Source organism: Labilibaculum antarcticum, assembly GCF_002356295.1.
GTDB lineage: Bacteria > Bacteroidota > Bacteroidia > Bacteroidales > Marinifilaceae > Labilibaculum > Labilibaculum antarcticum.
Genome location: NZ_AP018042.1, coordinates 162747 through 177301, shown reverse-complemented (window position 1 = coordinate 177301; position 14555 = coordinate 162747). Strand labels below are relative to the sequence as shown.

The following is a 14555-nucleotide window of genomic DNA, read 5'->3' as shown; positions in this document are numbered from 1 at the left end:
ACGGGGTGCCCATTTATGGGCATCCCTTTTTTTAAAGATAATTTAAGGAATAGGTACTTTTTTTTAAAGTTATTATAGTAAATTAACGAAGTTTATGTTGATTCACAGTTAAATATTAAATAAATTTAGGATAGATTAATTAATCAAGATTATATATGTTCCCTAAAATTATCATGGTTATTATCATGTGCTTTTGTAGTAACACATCAGAGCTTAAACAGGAGTTTCCTGTAAGAGCATGGATTGATATTGAAGGGGAAGTCCAGAATTTGTCAGTAAAGGCAATGTTTCAAAATAATGGGGATAACTCCTTGTCATTAAGTTACGTTCTTAACGTAACAAAAAAGAGTCAGTCGGGAAGTTCCAACTCTTTGCAAAAAGGTGCATTTATTGCTCCCTTGAATAAGATTATTTCTCTTTCAGAGTCGAGAATGAATCTTAGAAAAGACGATGAATTAATTGCTAAATTGTTAATTTATCATGATAACTTGATCGTAGCTAAAGATTCTGTTGTTTTCCATGGAGATAATTCTTAATTTAAAAATATAATAAAACCGACAATATATATGCGACTATTCTACCTACTCCGCAGACCTATCATATTACTTTGTCTGTCTGCTATTATTTTTTCTTGTAATGAAAGTACCATTGATCCGGATTTATTTGGTTCGATAAGTGGTATTGTGAAAACTTCCGAAGAGAATGGAAGCTTGCCAATGGAAGGAGTTACTATAACAACTAATCCAGGAACTACATCCGTAACAACTAATGAGGAAGGGTATTTTGAATTAAATGAAGTACTCGTTGGTGATTACACGGTTAGTGCCAAAAAGGAAGACTATACTGCTGTAAGTACAAGTATTTCGGTTCGCGAAGCACAAGAGGTGGTAATGCAGGTGATTATGCAAGTAGCACCTCTTGATTCAAAGATTCCTGATGATATAACATATGTTTCACCATTAGATATACAGAATGATCAAACTAAACTTCCAAACAAAGTAAATCTAGTTTGGAAGAATGGAGAAACAGAAAATGGTGATACATTGCGCTTTGATGTTATTATTTTTGAAGGTGCAAGTGATGTGAATGGTACAAAGGTTGCTTCAAATATCTTGGATACAACTTTTACTGTTCAAAATCTGAAATTTGAACAAACCTATGAATGGCAAATTGTCGCTAGAAATAAACAGTTGGATGAAGTTGAAGGGGAGAAATGGCGATTTACAATAGAAGATTACCCCGAGAATGGTTACTTATTTGTGAAAGATACTTTGGGATCTAGAGATATTTTCTCATGGGATTTAGCTGATAATCATTTGGTTCGATTGACAAAGGATGGAGGAAGTGAAGTTTCCCCTAGAATTTCGCCAAATGAAGAGTTGATTGCATATGCCTCTAATAAGTCCGGAGAATACCATATTTACACGATGGATACCAAAGGGAAGAATGTTGTGAAAGTGACCGACAAACCTGTAGCTAGTTATCACAACAACGGAACAGGTTTTGTTTGGTCTCCTGAGGGAGATCAAATTCTTTATGGATTTTATGGAGATCTTTATACTATCAATTATAATGGAACAGGTGAAAATAAAATTGATGATGCTCCGGTAAATCGTCACTTTACAGATTGTGACTGGACAGATCAGTTTGATAATGATCCAAAGGAGAAAATTGCTGTTCTTACACAAGGCGAGAAGCCATATGATAACGAAATCTATTTAATGGATCCAGATGGATCTAATCGATTTTTATTAGTAGATAATTTGGAAGGAACAATTTCAAACCCGTACTTTTCACCAGATGGTACTAAAGTGATTTTTTCTTTGGATTCACTTTTTGAGTCTGATAAAGGCAGACAATTGAATGCAAGAATATATAGCGTAAATATTGATGGTACCAATTTTGTTGATTTATCTGGTGATGATAAACCCGCAGGGACAAACGATCTTCAAGCTAGATTTACAGAGACTGGTGGTAAAATTGTGTTCATGAATGTGCTCAATGATAATGAAGGAGTAAAGAGTATTTGGATTATGGATCCTGATGGTAGTAATCGGGAACAGATTATTACAAATGGAGAGATGCCTGATTTGTATAATCCTTAAAGGGAATTTAATTAGAGTATTTTAACCGAAAAATCAAGACATAAAAAAAGCTTTCCAATTTGGAAAGCTTTTATATTTTTTGGAATAAGGTAAATTAGAATCTTCTTTCTTTAATTCTAGCTTTTTTACCTGTAAGTTCACGTAGATAGAAAATTCTTGCTCTTCTAACACGACCTCTTTTGTTCACTTCAATTTTATCGATTAATGGAGAATAAAGTGGAATGATTCTTTCAACACCTACATTACCAGACATTTTTCTGATAGTGAATGTTTTAGTTGTACCAGTACCTTTAATCTGAATAACAACACCTCTAAAAATCTGGAGTCTTTCTTTAGTTCCCTCTTTAATTTTGTAAGAAACGCTAATAGTATCCCCTGATTTGAATTCAGGATTCTGAATACCTGTAGCGAAAGCTTCTTCTGCAATTTTAATTAAATCCATTGTCTTAATTTGTTAAAGTTCACGAACGCAATATAAACATATTCATCTATTACCATGTCAGAGATTACGCACGAATTCGCGACAAAATTAGTAAAAATATCTATATGACCATCCTAATAAAGTTATTTTTTAACTGATATTTTGGATTCTTAAATATTTGATGGTGGATAGTATAGAAATCGTTAGTGTTTAGAGGATTAAGCTAGTCGTCTAAACAAAAAAAAAGGAACCGGAAAGGTCCCTTTTTTACTATATCTTATATTTATTAATGAGAGTCACCAACAACTTTTAGCTTGTCACCTGTTGTTTTTACAATCGTTTTGTAGAACTCTTTACTGTAACCAGGTTGTTTCATTTTAGGATTTTGATTGTTACCATCCTTTTCTTTGATATTGCCATCCATAAATTTCGCAAAAAGGTAACCATAGAAATCTTTCCATTCATCAACTAGATTATTTCCCTGGTTGCAAGAGAAATCTGTTAAGAATTCGATTGCTGTTGCTTTGTTTTTCTTAAACATACCCTCAGCAGCAAGATCAATAATATTTGTAAAAGCAAGATATTTGGTCTCTAATGCTTTTTGTTTAGTTGCAATCTCAGGATGTATTTCGTTGTAACGAGTATAGGCGAAATTACTAACCTGATTAAATATCCAAAATGCAGATTTACTTGTGAAATCCATCAACTTTCCGTTTCCTACAGCGAAAGTCTCAGGAACTCTTGTAATTCCACAATATACAGGGAAGTAAACCGAAGAAGATGCATCATCAACACCAAACCAGTTAATTCCACCAACAGCATCTGGTAACCAGTTTCTGCTTTGTGCAACAAAAGAGAAACCTGTTTGTTGTGTAGCAGTAGCACGTTCATTACAATACGTTACACCATCTACCTTCCAGGTTAAAGGTCTCCATCTGTATGGATTTCCGAAAGGCCCTGCTCCCATATCCTTCGACATATCTAAATCTGTACCTTCTAAATGATTTCTCATAAAATCCATCACCTCAAGTACATTTATTTTGTGATCAGGTTTAATCCACAAGGGCATTCTGTTAGTAGCATAGCCCTTTTCGTCGTGTTCTATATTGCCCTTGCAATAGTCAAAATACTGATCCATTCCTTCTTTTACATCATTAAAGAAAGACCAAACTCTAATTTCACAAAAACGTGCTCCTCCAAAATCAACGGGAGCATATGTATCTGAAAAACTAAAATCTTTATTTTTTCCTTCTTTAGAATAGAATCCTTTTTCCTTGGCAAATGAAATAACGTCTTTTGCGTAAACATTCTGAACTTCAGAATTGAAAATTTTATCCATTTTATCCGAAGAAATCGATGTTTTACCCTCTAGAGGGAAAGTAGTGATTCTTGCTTGATTTGCATGACCACTAACATATCCGTCAGGAATCATACGTGCAACCCAAACGGCACCCTTTTCACCATTACCCTTACCAATCAGTTCTAAAATCCAAACTTCATTGGCGTCAGAAATAGAGAAAGACTCGCCTGAACTGTAATAGCCGTATGTCTCAACAAGCTCAGTCATCACTTTGATTGCTTCACGTGCATTTTTTGATCTCTGAAGAGCTAGATAAATAAGACTTCCGTAATCAATTATTGCGCCATCCTGAGATCCTAGTTCTGAGCGACCACCATAAGTGGTTTCCCCAATTGCTACTTGGTATTCGTTCATGTTACCAACTACAGAATATGTATGCGGTACTTGTGGAATTTGACCAAGAAATTTTCCTGTATCCCATTCGTAAACATCAAGCATTGTTCCTTCTGCCCAATCTGCAGCAGGACGAAAATATAATTCTCCATATAATACATGCGAATCGGCTGCATAGGTAATCATATTAGAACCATCAGTGGAAGCTCCACGGGTTATTAGGTAATTTGTACATGCCTTGGCACTTGGAGTTGAAAAAGCAGACACCAACATTAGAAGAGCCGCAACTACAAAAATCTTTTTCATGTTTACTATTTTAAATGTATTCAATACTGAATTAAATCGTTTTTAGTGCTACAAAAATATAAAAAAAAAAGTGGATAAAAATGATAAAAGTCTTGATTTCTTGGTCGGTTGGTAGTGCTTTAGTAGATTATGAGAAATTTGAAGTGTTTCGTATTACATAAAACAGACTACCATGTAAAATCGGTTGTAAATGTTTCTTGGTTTCCAACTTGATCTGTCACCTTTACTTTCAATTGATGATTTTTATTAGGAGGTAATCTTTTGCTATCAAAAACATAAAATAAAAGATCATTTTTAGCATCATACTCGAATAGTACCCATTTCTCATTAATCAATCCTTCGTACGATTTTATCCCTGTTAAATTATCAGAAATGGTAAATCGAATTGATTCTTGTCCTCTCAAGGATTTTAATTCAAAATTAGTTTTCGGCTTAATCAAAGGAGGAATTGTATCTATCGCTACGGCGAATTTTCCAAAATATCTGGATTTTGTTTTAACTGAAGAATCAAAATAAACGCCCCCTTCGTTTACTGTTTCTCCATCTTTATTTATTCTAGCTATATAAAGTTTATCTGATTTTTCTTTGGGTAGGTATTTTGGTTTTATGGAAATCGTGTAATAGTTGTGAACGGGAGTATTTTCACTATGAATGGAATGAATATCTGAAAGGTAGCTTGAATCTTTTTCAACGGAGTAAGTAAATGGAATTGAGGAATAGAAACTATTCTTAGGAAATTCTAATTCAATATTTTTTCTCACGAAAAAATTTTCTTTTTCGTAGTTCATTAGTGTTTCAAAAGCACCTGTGGAAAATATCTTTTCAGTTTCGTTTCCTTTTGCATAAACTCTAAGATTGCTTTCATTCATATTCGCATCAGAAACACGAAAGTCAATTTTGTAACTGACACTCTTTTTAAAATGAAAAATCCCATTGTTTTTCATTTTTGAATAAATACTAAGTTTATCGTTTGGCTCTTTAAAGGTTTTATGGATGCGTTTATTCTGAGATACATTTAATTCGTAATCCATGTGGCTATTAACGTAAAGGGATTCATCAAAAGAAAATTCTTTTAAGGAAAAGCTTGAGATTAAAGTGTCGTTTATTGTCATTTCCAGGTCGTAAATTCCGCACTTAGCCCAGGTATTATCCATATAGTCGTTTACTTCCAAAGCAAAACCAATATTGCCTAATAATTTTAATTCAGGATCGCTTTTAAGATGATATGCTTTATTGTAGTAGGTTACGGGGAAAGCCTGTCTGCTGTTAAGCCCATTAATATTACTTGCTGAATCGAGAGGATAGATGTAAAATTTGAATATTTTAGGAGGCGTAGTATCCTTTATTTTAAAACCGAAAAGTAACGGGTTAAGAGGATGTTCTGATTTTGTATCTCTTATTTCGAAATGCAAATGCGGACCGGCAGAGGAACCTGTATTTCCTGAAAAAGCAAGAACCGTTCCTTTTTTAACCAACATTTCATCTTTCTTAAGGGCTAAATCAAATTCGAAAGTATTGTTTTGGTATTGATATGATTTAACGAATTCCTCGATGTCGGGGGTGAAATGATCAAGATGAGCAAAAACAGAGGTGTAGCCATTTGGATGATCGATATAAATTGCTTTTCCGTAACCACCAGCGGATATTTTAATTCTACTTATAAAACCATCAGCAATTGCATAAACTTTTTTACCTGTTGTAAATGTTCTGATATCAATGCCTGAATGAAAGTGATTATTACGGAGTTCTGCAAAGTTACCCGCCAATGTTATGTCGAAATTAACAGGCGATCGAAAATAATTTTGAGGAAATATCTTGTCCTGCGCATATATTTGTTTAGAAAATAAAAAAAATAGTAATAGTAGTGGAATTATGGTGTATGTTCTGGGTATCTTCATATTATAATAACTGGTTTTGTGACTGGATTATCAAAATTGTAAAAAAACCTATTTTTTCTGAAATGATTTACAAAATACAAACTAATATATTTGATAATCTTCTCAGCAATGTTAATTTTGTAAAAGAAAAATTTAATGATGGATCAAGAGCCAAACGAAGTACTGAATAATTTGAAAGGGCAAATTACGGAACTTATTTCGTTATACCAGAAATCTAAACAGGAAAAGGAATCTTTAATTCATGAGAAATTGGAGCTCATGGAAAAGGTCGAAATTCTGAAAAGAGAAAGGGGAGAACTCGACCATCAATACAATACATTAAAGTTAGCTAAAACATTTGCCGCGAATAGTGGCGATTCGCAAGAGGCTAAGGTTAAAATTAACCGAATTGTGCGGGAGATTGATAAATGTATTGCACTTTTAAACAGATAGGATTTGTTTATGGACGAAAAGCTTTCAATAAGAGTTAATGTGGCGGATCGATTCTATCCTTTAAAGATAGATCGTAATCAGGAAGAGGTTATCCGAAAAGCTGCAAAAATGATTAACGAAAAGGTATTGCAATACAAACAACGATATAAAGATAAAGATACTCAGGATTTTTTAGCAATGGCATCATTACAGTATGTAATTAAGGTTATTGAAGCTGAAAATAAAACTGATGTTTCACCTGTTCTTGAAGAGGTCAGAGCAATGGAACAGGAGTTAAGAGAATTTTTAGATAAAGAGTAGATTACATTCTTAATAAGAGAGTCGTAGCCCGCATTATTTCTTAAGCTGATTGCAGTTTTAATGTTTTGTAGTCATTTTTTCTTGTATCTAATGGTAAGATGGAAGGAAGACTGTTGAATGTTATTGTCGTAAGCCTAAGTGATAGTGCGGGTTACGTTTTATATATATAATAATTTTGACTTAATATTCTATGATATGATTGAAATAATAATAGGGTCTATTGCGTTTATTGGCGGTGGCGTTGTTTCTTACTTTGTTTTGCAAAAGACTCTTAATAATAGGAGTAGCTCAATAATTAGGGATGCGCAATCGGAAGCGGAAGTGATCAAAAAAGATAAGATTCTTCAGGCGAAAGAGAAATTTTTCCAATTAAAGACTGAGCACGATAAGCAAATTAACTCAAGGAATAATAAATTACTTGCTTCAGAAACTAAATACAAGCAACGGGAAAATGCTTTAACACAAAGGATTGAAGAATTTCAGCGCAAGAAAAAGGAAGTTGATATTGTTCGTGATAATTTGACTGTTCAAATTGATTTGGTAGAGAGAAAGTCGGATGAATTAGAGAAGGCAAAAAAACAGCAAATTGATCAGTTGGAAAAAATTTCAGGTTTGTCAGGTGAAGAGGCTAAGACACAGTTGATTGATTCTATGCGTGATGTGGCGAAAACTGAGGCAATGTCTTACGTGAATGAAATCATGGAAGAAGCCAAGATGACCGCTAACATGGAAGCTAAGAAAGTAGTTGTGAAAACAATTCAACGAGTAGCTACTGAGACTGCAATTGAAAATTCAGTGACAATTTTCCATATCGAATCGGACGAAATTAAAGGTAGAATTATTGGTCGAGAAGGACGAAATATTCGTGCTTTAGAAGCTGCTACTGGAATTGAAATAATTGTAGATGATACTCCTGAGGCTATTGTCCTTTCTGGTTTTGATCCGGTAAGACGTGAAATTGCAAGATTGGCTTTGCACCAATTAGTTACCGATGGACGTATTCACCCTGCCAGAATTGAGGAGGTTGTTAATAAGGTTCGTAAGCAGATTGAGGAAGAAATTATTGAAACAGGTAAGCGTACTGCAATCGATTTGGGCGTTCATGGTTTACATCCTGAACTGATTCGTTTGGTTGGTAAAATGAAGTATCGTTCATCTTACGGACAAAATTTATTACAACACTCAAGAGAAACTGCTAATCTTTGTGCAATCATGGCAACTGAGCTTGGGTTGAATGCGAAAAGAGCGAAACGTGCAGGTCTGTTGCATGATATTGGAAAAGTGCCGGATGAAGAGCCGGAATTGCCACATGCAATTTTAGGTATGAAATTGGCTGAGAAATACAAAGAGAAGCCAGATATCTGTAATGCAATTGGAGCTCACCATGATGAAATTGAAATGACATCAATGATTTCTCCAATTATTCAGGCTTGTGATGCTATTTCTGGTGCCCGTCCGGGAGCAAGACGAGAAATTGTAGAATCGTATATCAAGAGATTGAAAGACCTTGAGAATTTGGCATTGTCACATCCAGGTGTTCTTAAAACATATGCAATTCAGGCAGGTAGAGAATTAAGAGTAATTGTAGGTAGTGATAAAGTTTCGGATAAAGACGCTGAAACTCTATCCTTAGAAATTGCTCAGAAAATTCAGGATGAAATGACTTATCCTGGTCAGGTGAAGATTACCGTAATTCGAGAAACAAGAGCGATTAATTACGCGAAGTAATAATATAATTGATAGTAAAAAGCCCGTTTCTTTATGAAACGGGCTTTTTTTTATATGGATCGAAATAGTTCTTTAAAATTCGGAATGAAACTATTTAAGTTCAGCCTTTTGTAAACGTTAATTTCGTGTTGTACTAATCTTTTAATCATGCTTGTATTGGAAGCTAACATGTAGAATTGGTCTTTGTCAGCAATATTTTTCGCGGAAATGATTTGCTGTAAATCTTCTTGATTGAAAACCGTTCCTTTATCAACTGGGTTGATGTAGAAAAGAATAGAATCAGAGTCTTTCTTACTTGTTGTAGGGATTGATTCATCCTTGTAGCAGAGTATAATACTGTCAGGCAGGCTGATTCCGTAGACCGGGAAACCTAATTCCTGAGCGATCCCAGCATAGATAATCGCGATAATAATATAGTTACCGTGTTTTTGGGATAATACAGTACCAATATCACCATCCCAATTTGTAGGTTGATTAGGCGAGAGTGGTTGGTAGTTGTATATGTTGTAGAAAAAATGATTTAGAATTTTGATTTTTTCCAATGGTGTATGATGATCATTTAACTCCAGACTTACATCTTGTTTTATTTTCTCAATGCTTTTGCGGATTGGGTCTATTAAGAGATTTGGATTATAGCTCTTATTTACAAGAATGGCTCCATCAATTAGGTTTGGGGTTTCATTGGAGCTCCAGTTAATAAGTTCTCTTTTGACATTAATGAACTGAATTTTGTTGATTACCATTTCCAATCTTTCCTGAAAGAGGGGACTCTTGGATTCTAGCCAGAAATCTTCCAATTGTGGGATGGTACTAACAGGTAACTCTGTTAATTCTTTTTCTATACTGTTATGAATTTCTTTATCAGGATCGTCTAGTAAAGATAACAAAGCTTCTAACTTATTCTTATTCATAATAATAGGTTTAGTCCTCACTAAATATAGTAAAACCCGCAAGGAAAAGCAATCTTGCGGGTTAAATCTTTGATCGTAAGGGAAAACGCTATTTGCTTAGTCGATCTAAAACGGTTTGGATAAGTTTTTTTATCGTTGGATGATAGTCTTTACTTGCATCCTTATTAATGCGATTAGCGATTATTGCACAAACAGCAACCGATTCGTGTCCCAACATTGCCGAAAGGCCAAATATTGCAGAACTCTCCATTTCGTAATTGGTGATTTTTTCACCTTTGTATTCAAACTTTTCAAGTTTGTCATTTAAATCAGGATCGAGAGTTTGAAGACGAAGAACTCTTCCCTGAGGTCCGTAAAACCCATTTGCAGAGATTGTAACGCCTCTGGTCATGTCATCTCCATCCAATAAGTCCAATAGTATTTTTGACGCAGGAACCACATAGGGAGACGCTAATTTTTTATCCCAATTCACAAACTTTTTAAATGCTTCTTCAAAATCCAATTCGGATACAGAATCTCTATCCGCGTAAAAATTCAGCATGCCATCGAAACCAATTGATTTGTTTGATAGCAAAAATGAGTCAACAAGAATATTTCCCTGTAAAGCCCCAGAAGTACCGATGCGAACTAAATTTAGAGTTTTGTGTTCTTTTTTAGGAGTTCGCGTTTCTAAATCGATATTTACCAAAGCATCTAATTCATTCACTACGATATCTATATTATCGGTACCAATTCCTGTTGAAAGAACAGAGAACCTTTTGCCTTTATAGCTTCCGGTTTTTGTTACAAACTCACGATTTGATATGGTGAATTCTACGTTGTCGAAATAACTAGCGACTAATTCAACACGTCCAGGATCACCTACCAAAATTACAGTATCAGCAAGGTGTTCTGGTTTAAGGTGTAAGTGAAAAACACTTCCGTCAGGATTTATTATTAATTCTGATGATTTAATTTTATTCATAATTTTAAAAATTTACGAGAGCAAAGAGCCGAAAATATGTAAAAAAAATCAATATGCAAACTTACTAAATAGTTTCTTTTGTTAAGAGATGTATTTTTAAAATTTACTCTGGTAACATTATTCGTAATCTGACCTAACTTTACTATCTTTAACACGAATTAGAAATATATTTAAACAAGAAATACAAAATTATGACGAAACAGCCCTATTTATTAATTGTATTAGGAATTTTTGCGGTTATTTTGATTTTATCAGGATCAAGTATGTTTGTTACCCTGCAACCAGGTGAACGAGGAGTTATTTTCCGTAAATTTTCAGGAGGATTAGATAAAGATGCAGTTTTTCAGCCAGGTTTCCATGTTATTGCTCCTTGGAATCAGATGAATACTTATGTAGTTCGTGAACAGAAAAGTGAAGAGACCATGGATGTTTTGGACAAAAGTGGTTTGTCGCTAAATATTGATGTATCTGTACGATTTAATCCGCAGTATAATAAAATTGGATATTTGCACGAGATTTTTGGTAAGGATTATATCAGCCAATTGGTTACACCGGAAGTTCGTTCTTCGGTGAGACAAGTTGCCGGAAGGTATAGTGCAGAAGAGATCTATTCGACTAAGAGAAAAGAAGTTGAAGATGCTATTATTACAGAAACTTCAGCTGTTCTTTCAAGAAATAACATACAGATGAAAGCATTATTGATTCGCTCGATAAATCTTCCAGCGAAAATTAAAACTGCTATTGAAAGTAAACTGCAGCAAGAACAAGAAGCTCTTGCATATAAGTTTAGACTGGACAGAGAACAAAGTGAGGCGGAAAGAAAACGAATTGCTGCTGATGGTGAGGCTGTAGCCAATAAAATTATCAATAGTAGTTTAACTGATGCACTTTTGAAAATGAGAGGTATTGAAGCTACTATTAAGCTTTCTGAATCTCAAAATGCTAAAGTTGTAGTAATTGGAAGTGGAAAAGATGGCATGCCATTGATTCTTGGAAATAATTAAGATATTTATTTGAGATATTCAAAACCGCTCGATACGTCGAGCGGTTTTTTTTATGTCCGTATGCGAACAGCATTGTTCCGCAAGCGTTCAGTTTGTTTTCGTTGTAAAAACACTAAGTGTCTGTGGACTAACTGATGTCGTAGTGTTGGCATAAAATATGATAGTAGACCTGGAGTTAACCATATTGATTATTGCTAAAAACCTAAAAGTTTATTGCCACCATGAAGAGAGTGTTGCTACTAATTTACCTGATTACAAACCTATTTGTTTTGCCCGCACATAGTTTAACTCCTAAAAAGGAACTTACTGCTGTTCGTGTTACGACTAAACCCGTAATTGATGGATATCTAACTGATGAAGTTTGGAAGGGCGTACCTATTGCAACTGATTTTATTCAGTTTGAACCATCGAATGGTGAACCATCTAATTTTAAAACAGAGGCGAAATTTATTTATACCGATCATTCCATTATTGTTGGTGTGATGATGTATGATAACAATCCCAATGGAATTCTTAAAGAGCTGAGTAAGAGAGATGAGATTAATAATTCTGATTTTTTATCGATACTAATTGATCCTTTTAACAATGGATTGGATGCTTTTGAATTTATTATTACTCCGGCAGGAGTGCAGTGGGACGCTAAAGTGGTTAAGGGCAATGAAGATTCGAGTTGGGATGCAGTTTGGAATAGTGCGGCCATTATTAATGAAAATGGCTGGAGTGCCGAAATGGAAATACCTTACTCTGCATTGCGTTTTCCTGCCAAAGAAATTCAGGAGTGGGGAATTAATATGATCCGAAATATTCAGAGTGTAAGAGAAAAAACAAGTTGGAATTTTATTGATAAAGAAGAGGATGGCTGGGTGGGTCAGAGTGGAGTGATGAAAGGAATTGAGAATGTAAATCCTCCGGTTCGCTTGTCGTTTACACCGTATTTTTCTACTTATTTCGATAAATCGTCCGATAATTCTTCTGTTGAAGTGAATTACAGAGGAGGAATGGATTTAAAATACGGAATCAACGAAAGTTATACCTTAGACATGATGCTGGTTCCTGATTTTGGACAGGTGCAGTCTGATGATGAAATTCTGAATTTATCACCCTTTGAGGTGAAGTTTGATGAGAACAGACAATTTTTTACTGAGGCCACGGAGTTATTTGATCGTGGAGGGATTTTCTATACAAGAAGAATTGGTGGTCGTCCTGTTAATATGAACGAGGTAGAAGATCAATTAAAGGATAATGAGAAAATTACTGAGAATCCTATCGAGACAAAAATTATTAATGCAACCAAGGTTTCTGGAAGGAATTCAAAAGGCTTGGGTATTGGTGTTTTTAATGCAATGACTAAAAATACCTATGCAGAAGTTAGCGATACCCTTAGCGGGGATAGCAGAAAGGTAAAGACCCAGCCATTTTCAAATTACAATATGTTGGTGGTCGATCAGAGTTTGAAAAATGAGTCGTATGCCAGTTTGTTTACTACTAATGTGTACATCCCAGAGTTGGACTATCTTGCTAATGTGAGTGGAACAGAGTTCGAATTCAGGAATAAAGAACGCTCCTATAGTTTAAAAGGAAAGGGGATTGTTTCTTCACGATTCGACAAAGGGCAATCGGATGAGATTGGTCATTATCATGAATTGGAGTTCGGTAGAATTAAAGGGAAATTCAATTGGGATTTTTACCACAGAATGATTTCGGATAAATACAATCCCAATGATATGGGGTATTTAAATCGAAACAATGTGATTAATAATGATTTGAATTTCTACTACAACAATTCAGATCCTAAAGGTTCAGTTCTGGTAAGAAATTGGTACGTACAATTGAGTCACGAAGCAAGATTTAAGCCAAGAAGATTTTCTCGATTCACAATTTATTACAATGGGCAAATGAAATTCAAGAGTCATACTTCAATAGGTGTTTATGGTAATTTTGTACCCTTGCATCAGTACGACTTTAATGAGCCAAGAGTTGACGGATTGAAGCTAAGGAAAGGATCATCGGCATTTGCCGGAGCATGGATTTCATCGGATTACCGGAAGGCATTCGCCATTGATGTGCGAGGTGAGTACGGTAAAAGATTGTCTAATGATAATTTGCAAGTGTTTGAGATTGAGATTGAACCCCGATATCGTTTTAGCGACAAGTTCGTGATGAGTTATCAGTTAGAATGGGGAAGGAGTTTGAATGATTTGGGATATGTTGATGATGAGGAAATTAATGGCAAAACGACAGTTTATATTGGAGACAGAGACAATTCTTATTTAGAGAATAAGCTGAATGGAAGTTATATTTTCAACAATAAAAGCTCATTAACGATGAAGGTTCGACACTATTGGGCAAAAGCGAAATACAATAGCTTTCATACATTGCGATCGGATGGACGTTTAAATAATACAGACTACAATGAAAATAATGATATCAATTTTAACAGCTTTACTATTGATATGGTTTACTCGTGGAGATTTGCTCCGGGAAGTGAATTAGCCGTAGTTTGGAAGAACACAATATTTAGCGAAGATGATAAAATTGCTCATCGGTTCATGAATAATTTGAAAAACACATTTGATGCAACACAGTTTAACAGCCTGTCTGTTAAAGTGATCTATTATATCGACTACATGTCGTTAAAACGAAAAGGTTAATAAGCTTCTTAAATTTTGCAGATTTAACTTACTGCAAAAGCTGATAGAAAATTTGCTTTGTGATTAGTGGTAATTCTATAAGGCAATAGTGTTTTTTTACTAGTGTGATTAGTTAGTAGTAAGTAATGATGGTAAAAAGCAG

At 34.6% G+C, this 14555-nt stretch carries 12 protein-coding genes; 7 read left to right on the top strand and 5 right to left on the bottom strand.

What is annotated here, in order from left to right; all coding sequences use genetic code 11:
• The first annotated feature begins 155 nt into the window (after positions 1–155).
• On the top strand, positions 156–536 hold the full coding sequence (csgH, locus tag ALGA_RS00620; protein WP_145957552.1) for a curli-like amyloid fiber formation chaperone CsgH: 381 nt from the start codon (positions 156–158) through the stop codon (positions 534–536).
• 30 nt (positions 537–566) lie between these two features.
• On the top strand, positions 567–2105 hold the full coding sequence (locus ALGA_RS00615) for a carboxypeptidase regulatory-like domain-containing protein (RefSeq protein ID WP_096427454.1): 1539 nt from the start codon (positions 567–569) through the stop codon (positions 2103–2105).
• 94 nt (positions 2106–2199) lie between these two features.
• Here the strand turns inward: ALGA_RS00615 and rplS are convergent, their stop codons facing one another.
• The 3 genes from rplS to ALGA_RS00600 all read right to left on the bottom strand — a co-directional run bounded on the left by rplS (position 2200) and on the right by ALGA_RS00600 (position 6423).
• On the bottom strand, positions 2200–2547 hold the full coding sequence (rplS, locus tag ALGA_RS00610) for a 50S ribosomal protein L19 (protein WP_096427453.1): 348 nt from the start codon (positions 2545–2547) through the stop codon (positions 2200–2202).
• 265 nt (positions 2548–2812) lie between these two features.
• The gene (locus tag ALGA_RS00605; protein ID WP_096427452.1) at positions 2813–4525 is read right to left on the bottom strand and encodes a dipeptidase; all 1713 of its coding nucleotides are present in this window, start codon (positions 4523–4525) and stop codon (positions 2813–2815) included.
• A gap of 167 nt (positions 4526–4692) precedes the next feature.
• Complete coding sequence (locus tag ALGA_RS00600) at positions 4693–6423, bottom strand: M23 family metallopeptidase (protein ID WP_096427451.1); 1731 nt, start codon at positions 6421–6423, stop codon at positions 4693–4695.
• Between the two features lie 135 nt (positions 6424–6558).
• Here ALGA_RS00600 and ALGA_RS00595 point away from each other — a divergent pair, with 135 nt between their 5' ends.
• The 3 genes from ALGA_RS00595 (at position 6559) to rny (ending at position 8883) form a co-directional block, all read left to right on the top strand.
• Positions 6559–6855 (top strand): hypothetical protein, encoded by a 297-nt coding sequence (locus ALGA_RS00595; protein ID WP_096427450.1) that lies wholly within the window; start codon positions 6559–6561, stop codon positions 6853–6855.
• 9 nt (positions 6856–6864) lie between these two features.
• Entirely contained in the window at positions 6865–7155 is a 291-nt protein-coding gene (locus tag ALGA_RS00590) for a cell division protein ZapA (protein WP_096427449.1), read from the top strand.
• Between the two features lie 195 nt (positions 7156–7350).
• Entirely contained in the window at positions 7351–8883 is a 1533-nt protein-coding gene (rny, locus tag ALGA_RS00585) for a ribonuclease Y (RefSeq protein ID WP_096427448.1), read from the top strand.
• Between the two features lie 50 nt (positions 8884–8933).
• On the opposite strand, the gene ALGA_RS00580 is transcribed toward rny, so the two are convergent.
• Entirely contained in the window at positions 8934–9794 is an 861-nt protein-coding gene (locus ALGA_RS00580) for a transglutaminase family protein (protein WP_096427447.1), read from the bottom strand.
• Positions 9795–9882: 88 nt separating this feature from the next.
• Positions 9883–10758, bottom strand: a complete 876-nt coding sequence (locus ALGA_RS00575; protein WP_096427446.1) for a nucleoside phosphorylase — start codon at positions 10756–10758, stop codon at positions 9883–9885.
• A 191-nt stretch (positions 10759–10949) separates the two neighbouring features.
• Between ALGA_RS00575 and ALGA_RS00570 the strand changes: the two genes are divergently transcribed.
• Together ALGA_RS00570 and ALGA_RS00565 are read left to right on the top strand one after the other, a co-directional pair.
• On the top strand, positions 10950–11762 hold the full coding sequence (locus ALGA_RS00570; protein WP_096427445.1) for a prohibitin family protein: 813 nt from the start codon (positions 10950–10952) through the stop codon (positions 11760–11762).
• A 221-nt stretch (positions 11763–11983) separates the two neighbouring features.
• On the top strand, positions 11984–14413 hold the full coding sequence (locus ALGA_RS00565) for a DUF5916 domain-containing protein (RefSeq protein WP_096427444.1): 2430 nt from the start codon (positions 11984–11986) through the stop codon (positions 14411–14413).
• The last annotated feature ends 142 nt before the right edge of the window (positions 14414–14555 follow it).

What these genes read in the sequence shown, in the direction of transcription:
- csgH (WP_145957552.1), top strand. Translation starts at nt 156, where the DNA reads ATGTTCCCTAAAATTATCATGGTTATTATCATGTGCTTTTGTAGTAAC.
- ALGA_RS00615 (WP_096427454.1), top strand. Translation starts at nt 567, where the DNA reads ATGCGACTATTCTACCTACTCCGCAGACCTATCATATTACTTTGTCTG.
- rplS (WP_096427453.1), bottom strand. Translation starts at nt 2,547, where the DNA reads ATGGATTTAATTAAAATTGCAGAAGAAGCTTTCGCTACAGGTATTCAG.
- ALGA_RS00605 (WP_096427452.1), bottom strand. Translation starts at nt 4,525, where the DNA reads ATGAAAAAGATTTTTGTAGTTGCGGCTCTTCTAATGTTGGTGTCTGCT.
- ALGA_RS00600 (WP_096427451.1), bottom strand. Translation starts at nt 6,423, where the DNA reads ATGAAGATACCCAGAACATACACCATAATTCCACTACTATTACTATTT.
- ALGA_RS00595 (WP_096427450.1), top strand. Translation starts at nt 6,559, where the DNA reads ATGATGGATCAAGAGCCAAACGAAGTACTGAATAATTTGAAAGGGCAA.
- ALGA_RS00590 (WP_096427449.1), top strand. Translation starts at nt 6,865, where the DNA reads ATGGACGAAAAGCTTTCAATAAGAGTTAATGTGGCGGATCGATTCTAT.
- rny (WP_096427448.1), top strand. Translation starts at nt 7,351, where the DNA reads ATGATTGAAATAATAATAGGGTCTATTGCGTTTATTGGCGGTGGCGTT.
- ALGA_RS00580 (WP_096427447.1), bottom strand. Translation starts at nt 9,794, where the DNA reads ATGAATAAGAATAAGTTAGAAGCTTTGTTATCTTTACTAGACGATCCT.
- ALGA_RS00575 (WP_096427446.1), bottom strand. Translation starts at nt 10,758, where the DNA reads ATGAATAAAATTAAATCATCAGAATTAATAATAAATCCTGACGGAAGT.
- ALGA_RS00570 (WP_096427445.1), top strand. Translation starts at nt 10,950, where the DNA reads ATGACGAAACAGCCCTATTTATTAATTGTATTAGGAATTTTTGCGGTT.
- ALGA_RS00565 (WP_096427444.1), top strand. Translation starts at nt 11,984, where the DNA reads ATGAAGAGAGTGTTGCTACTAATTTACCTGATTACAAACCTATTTGTT.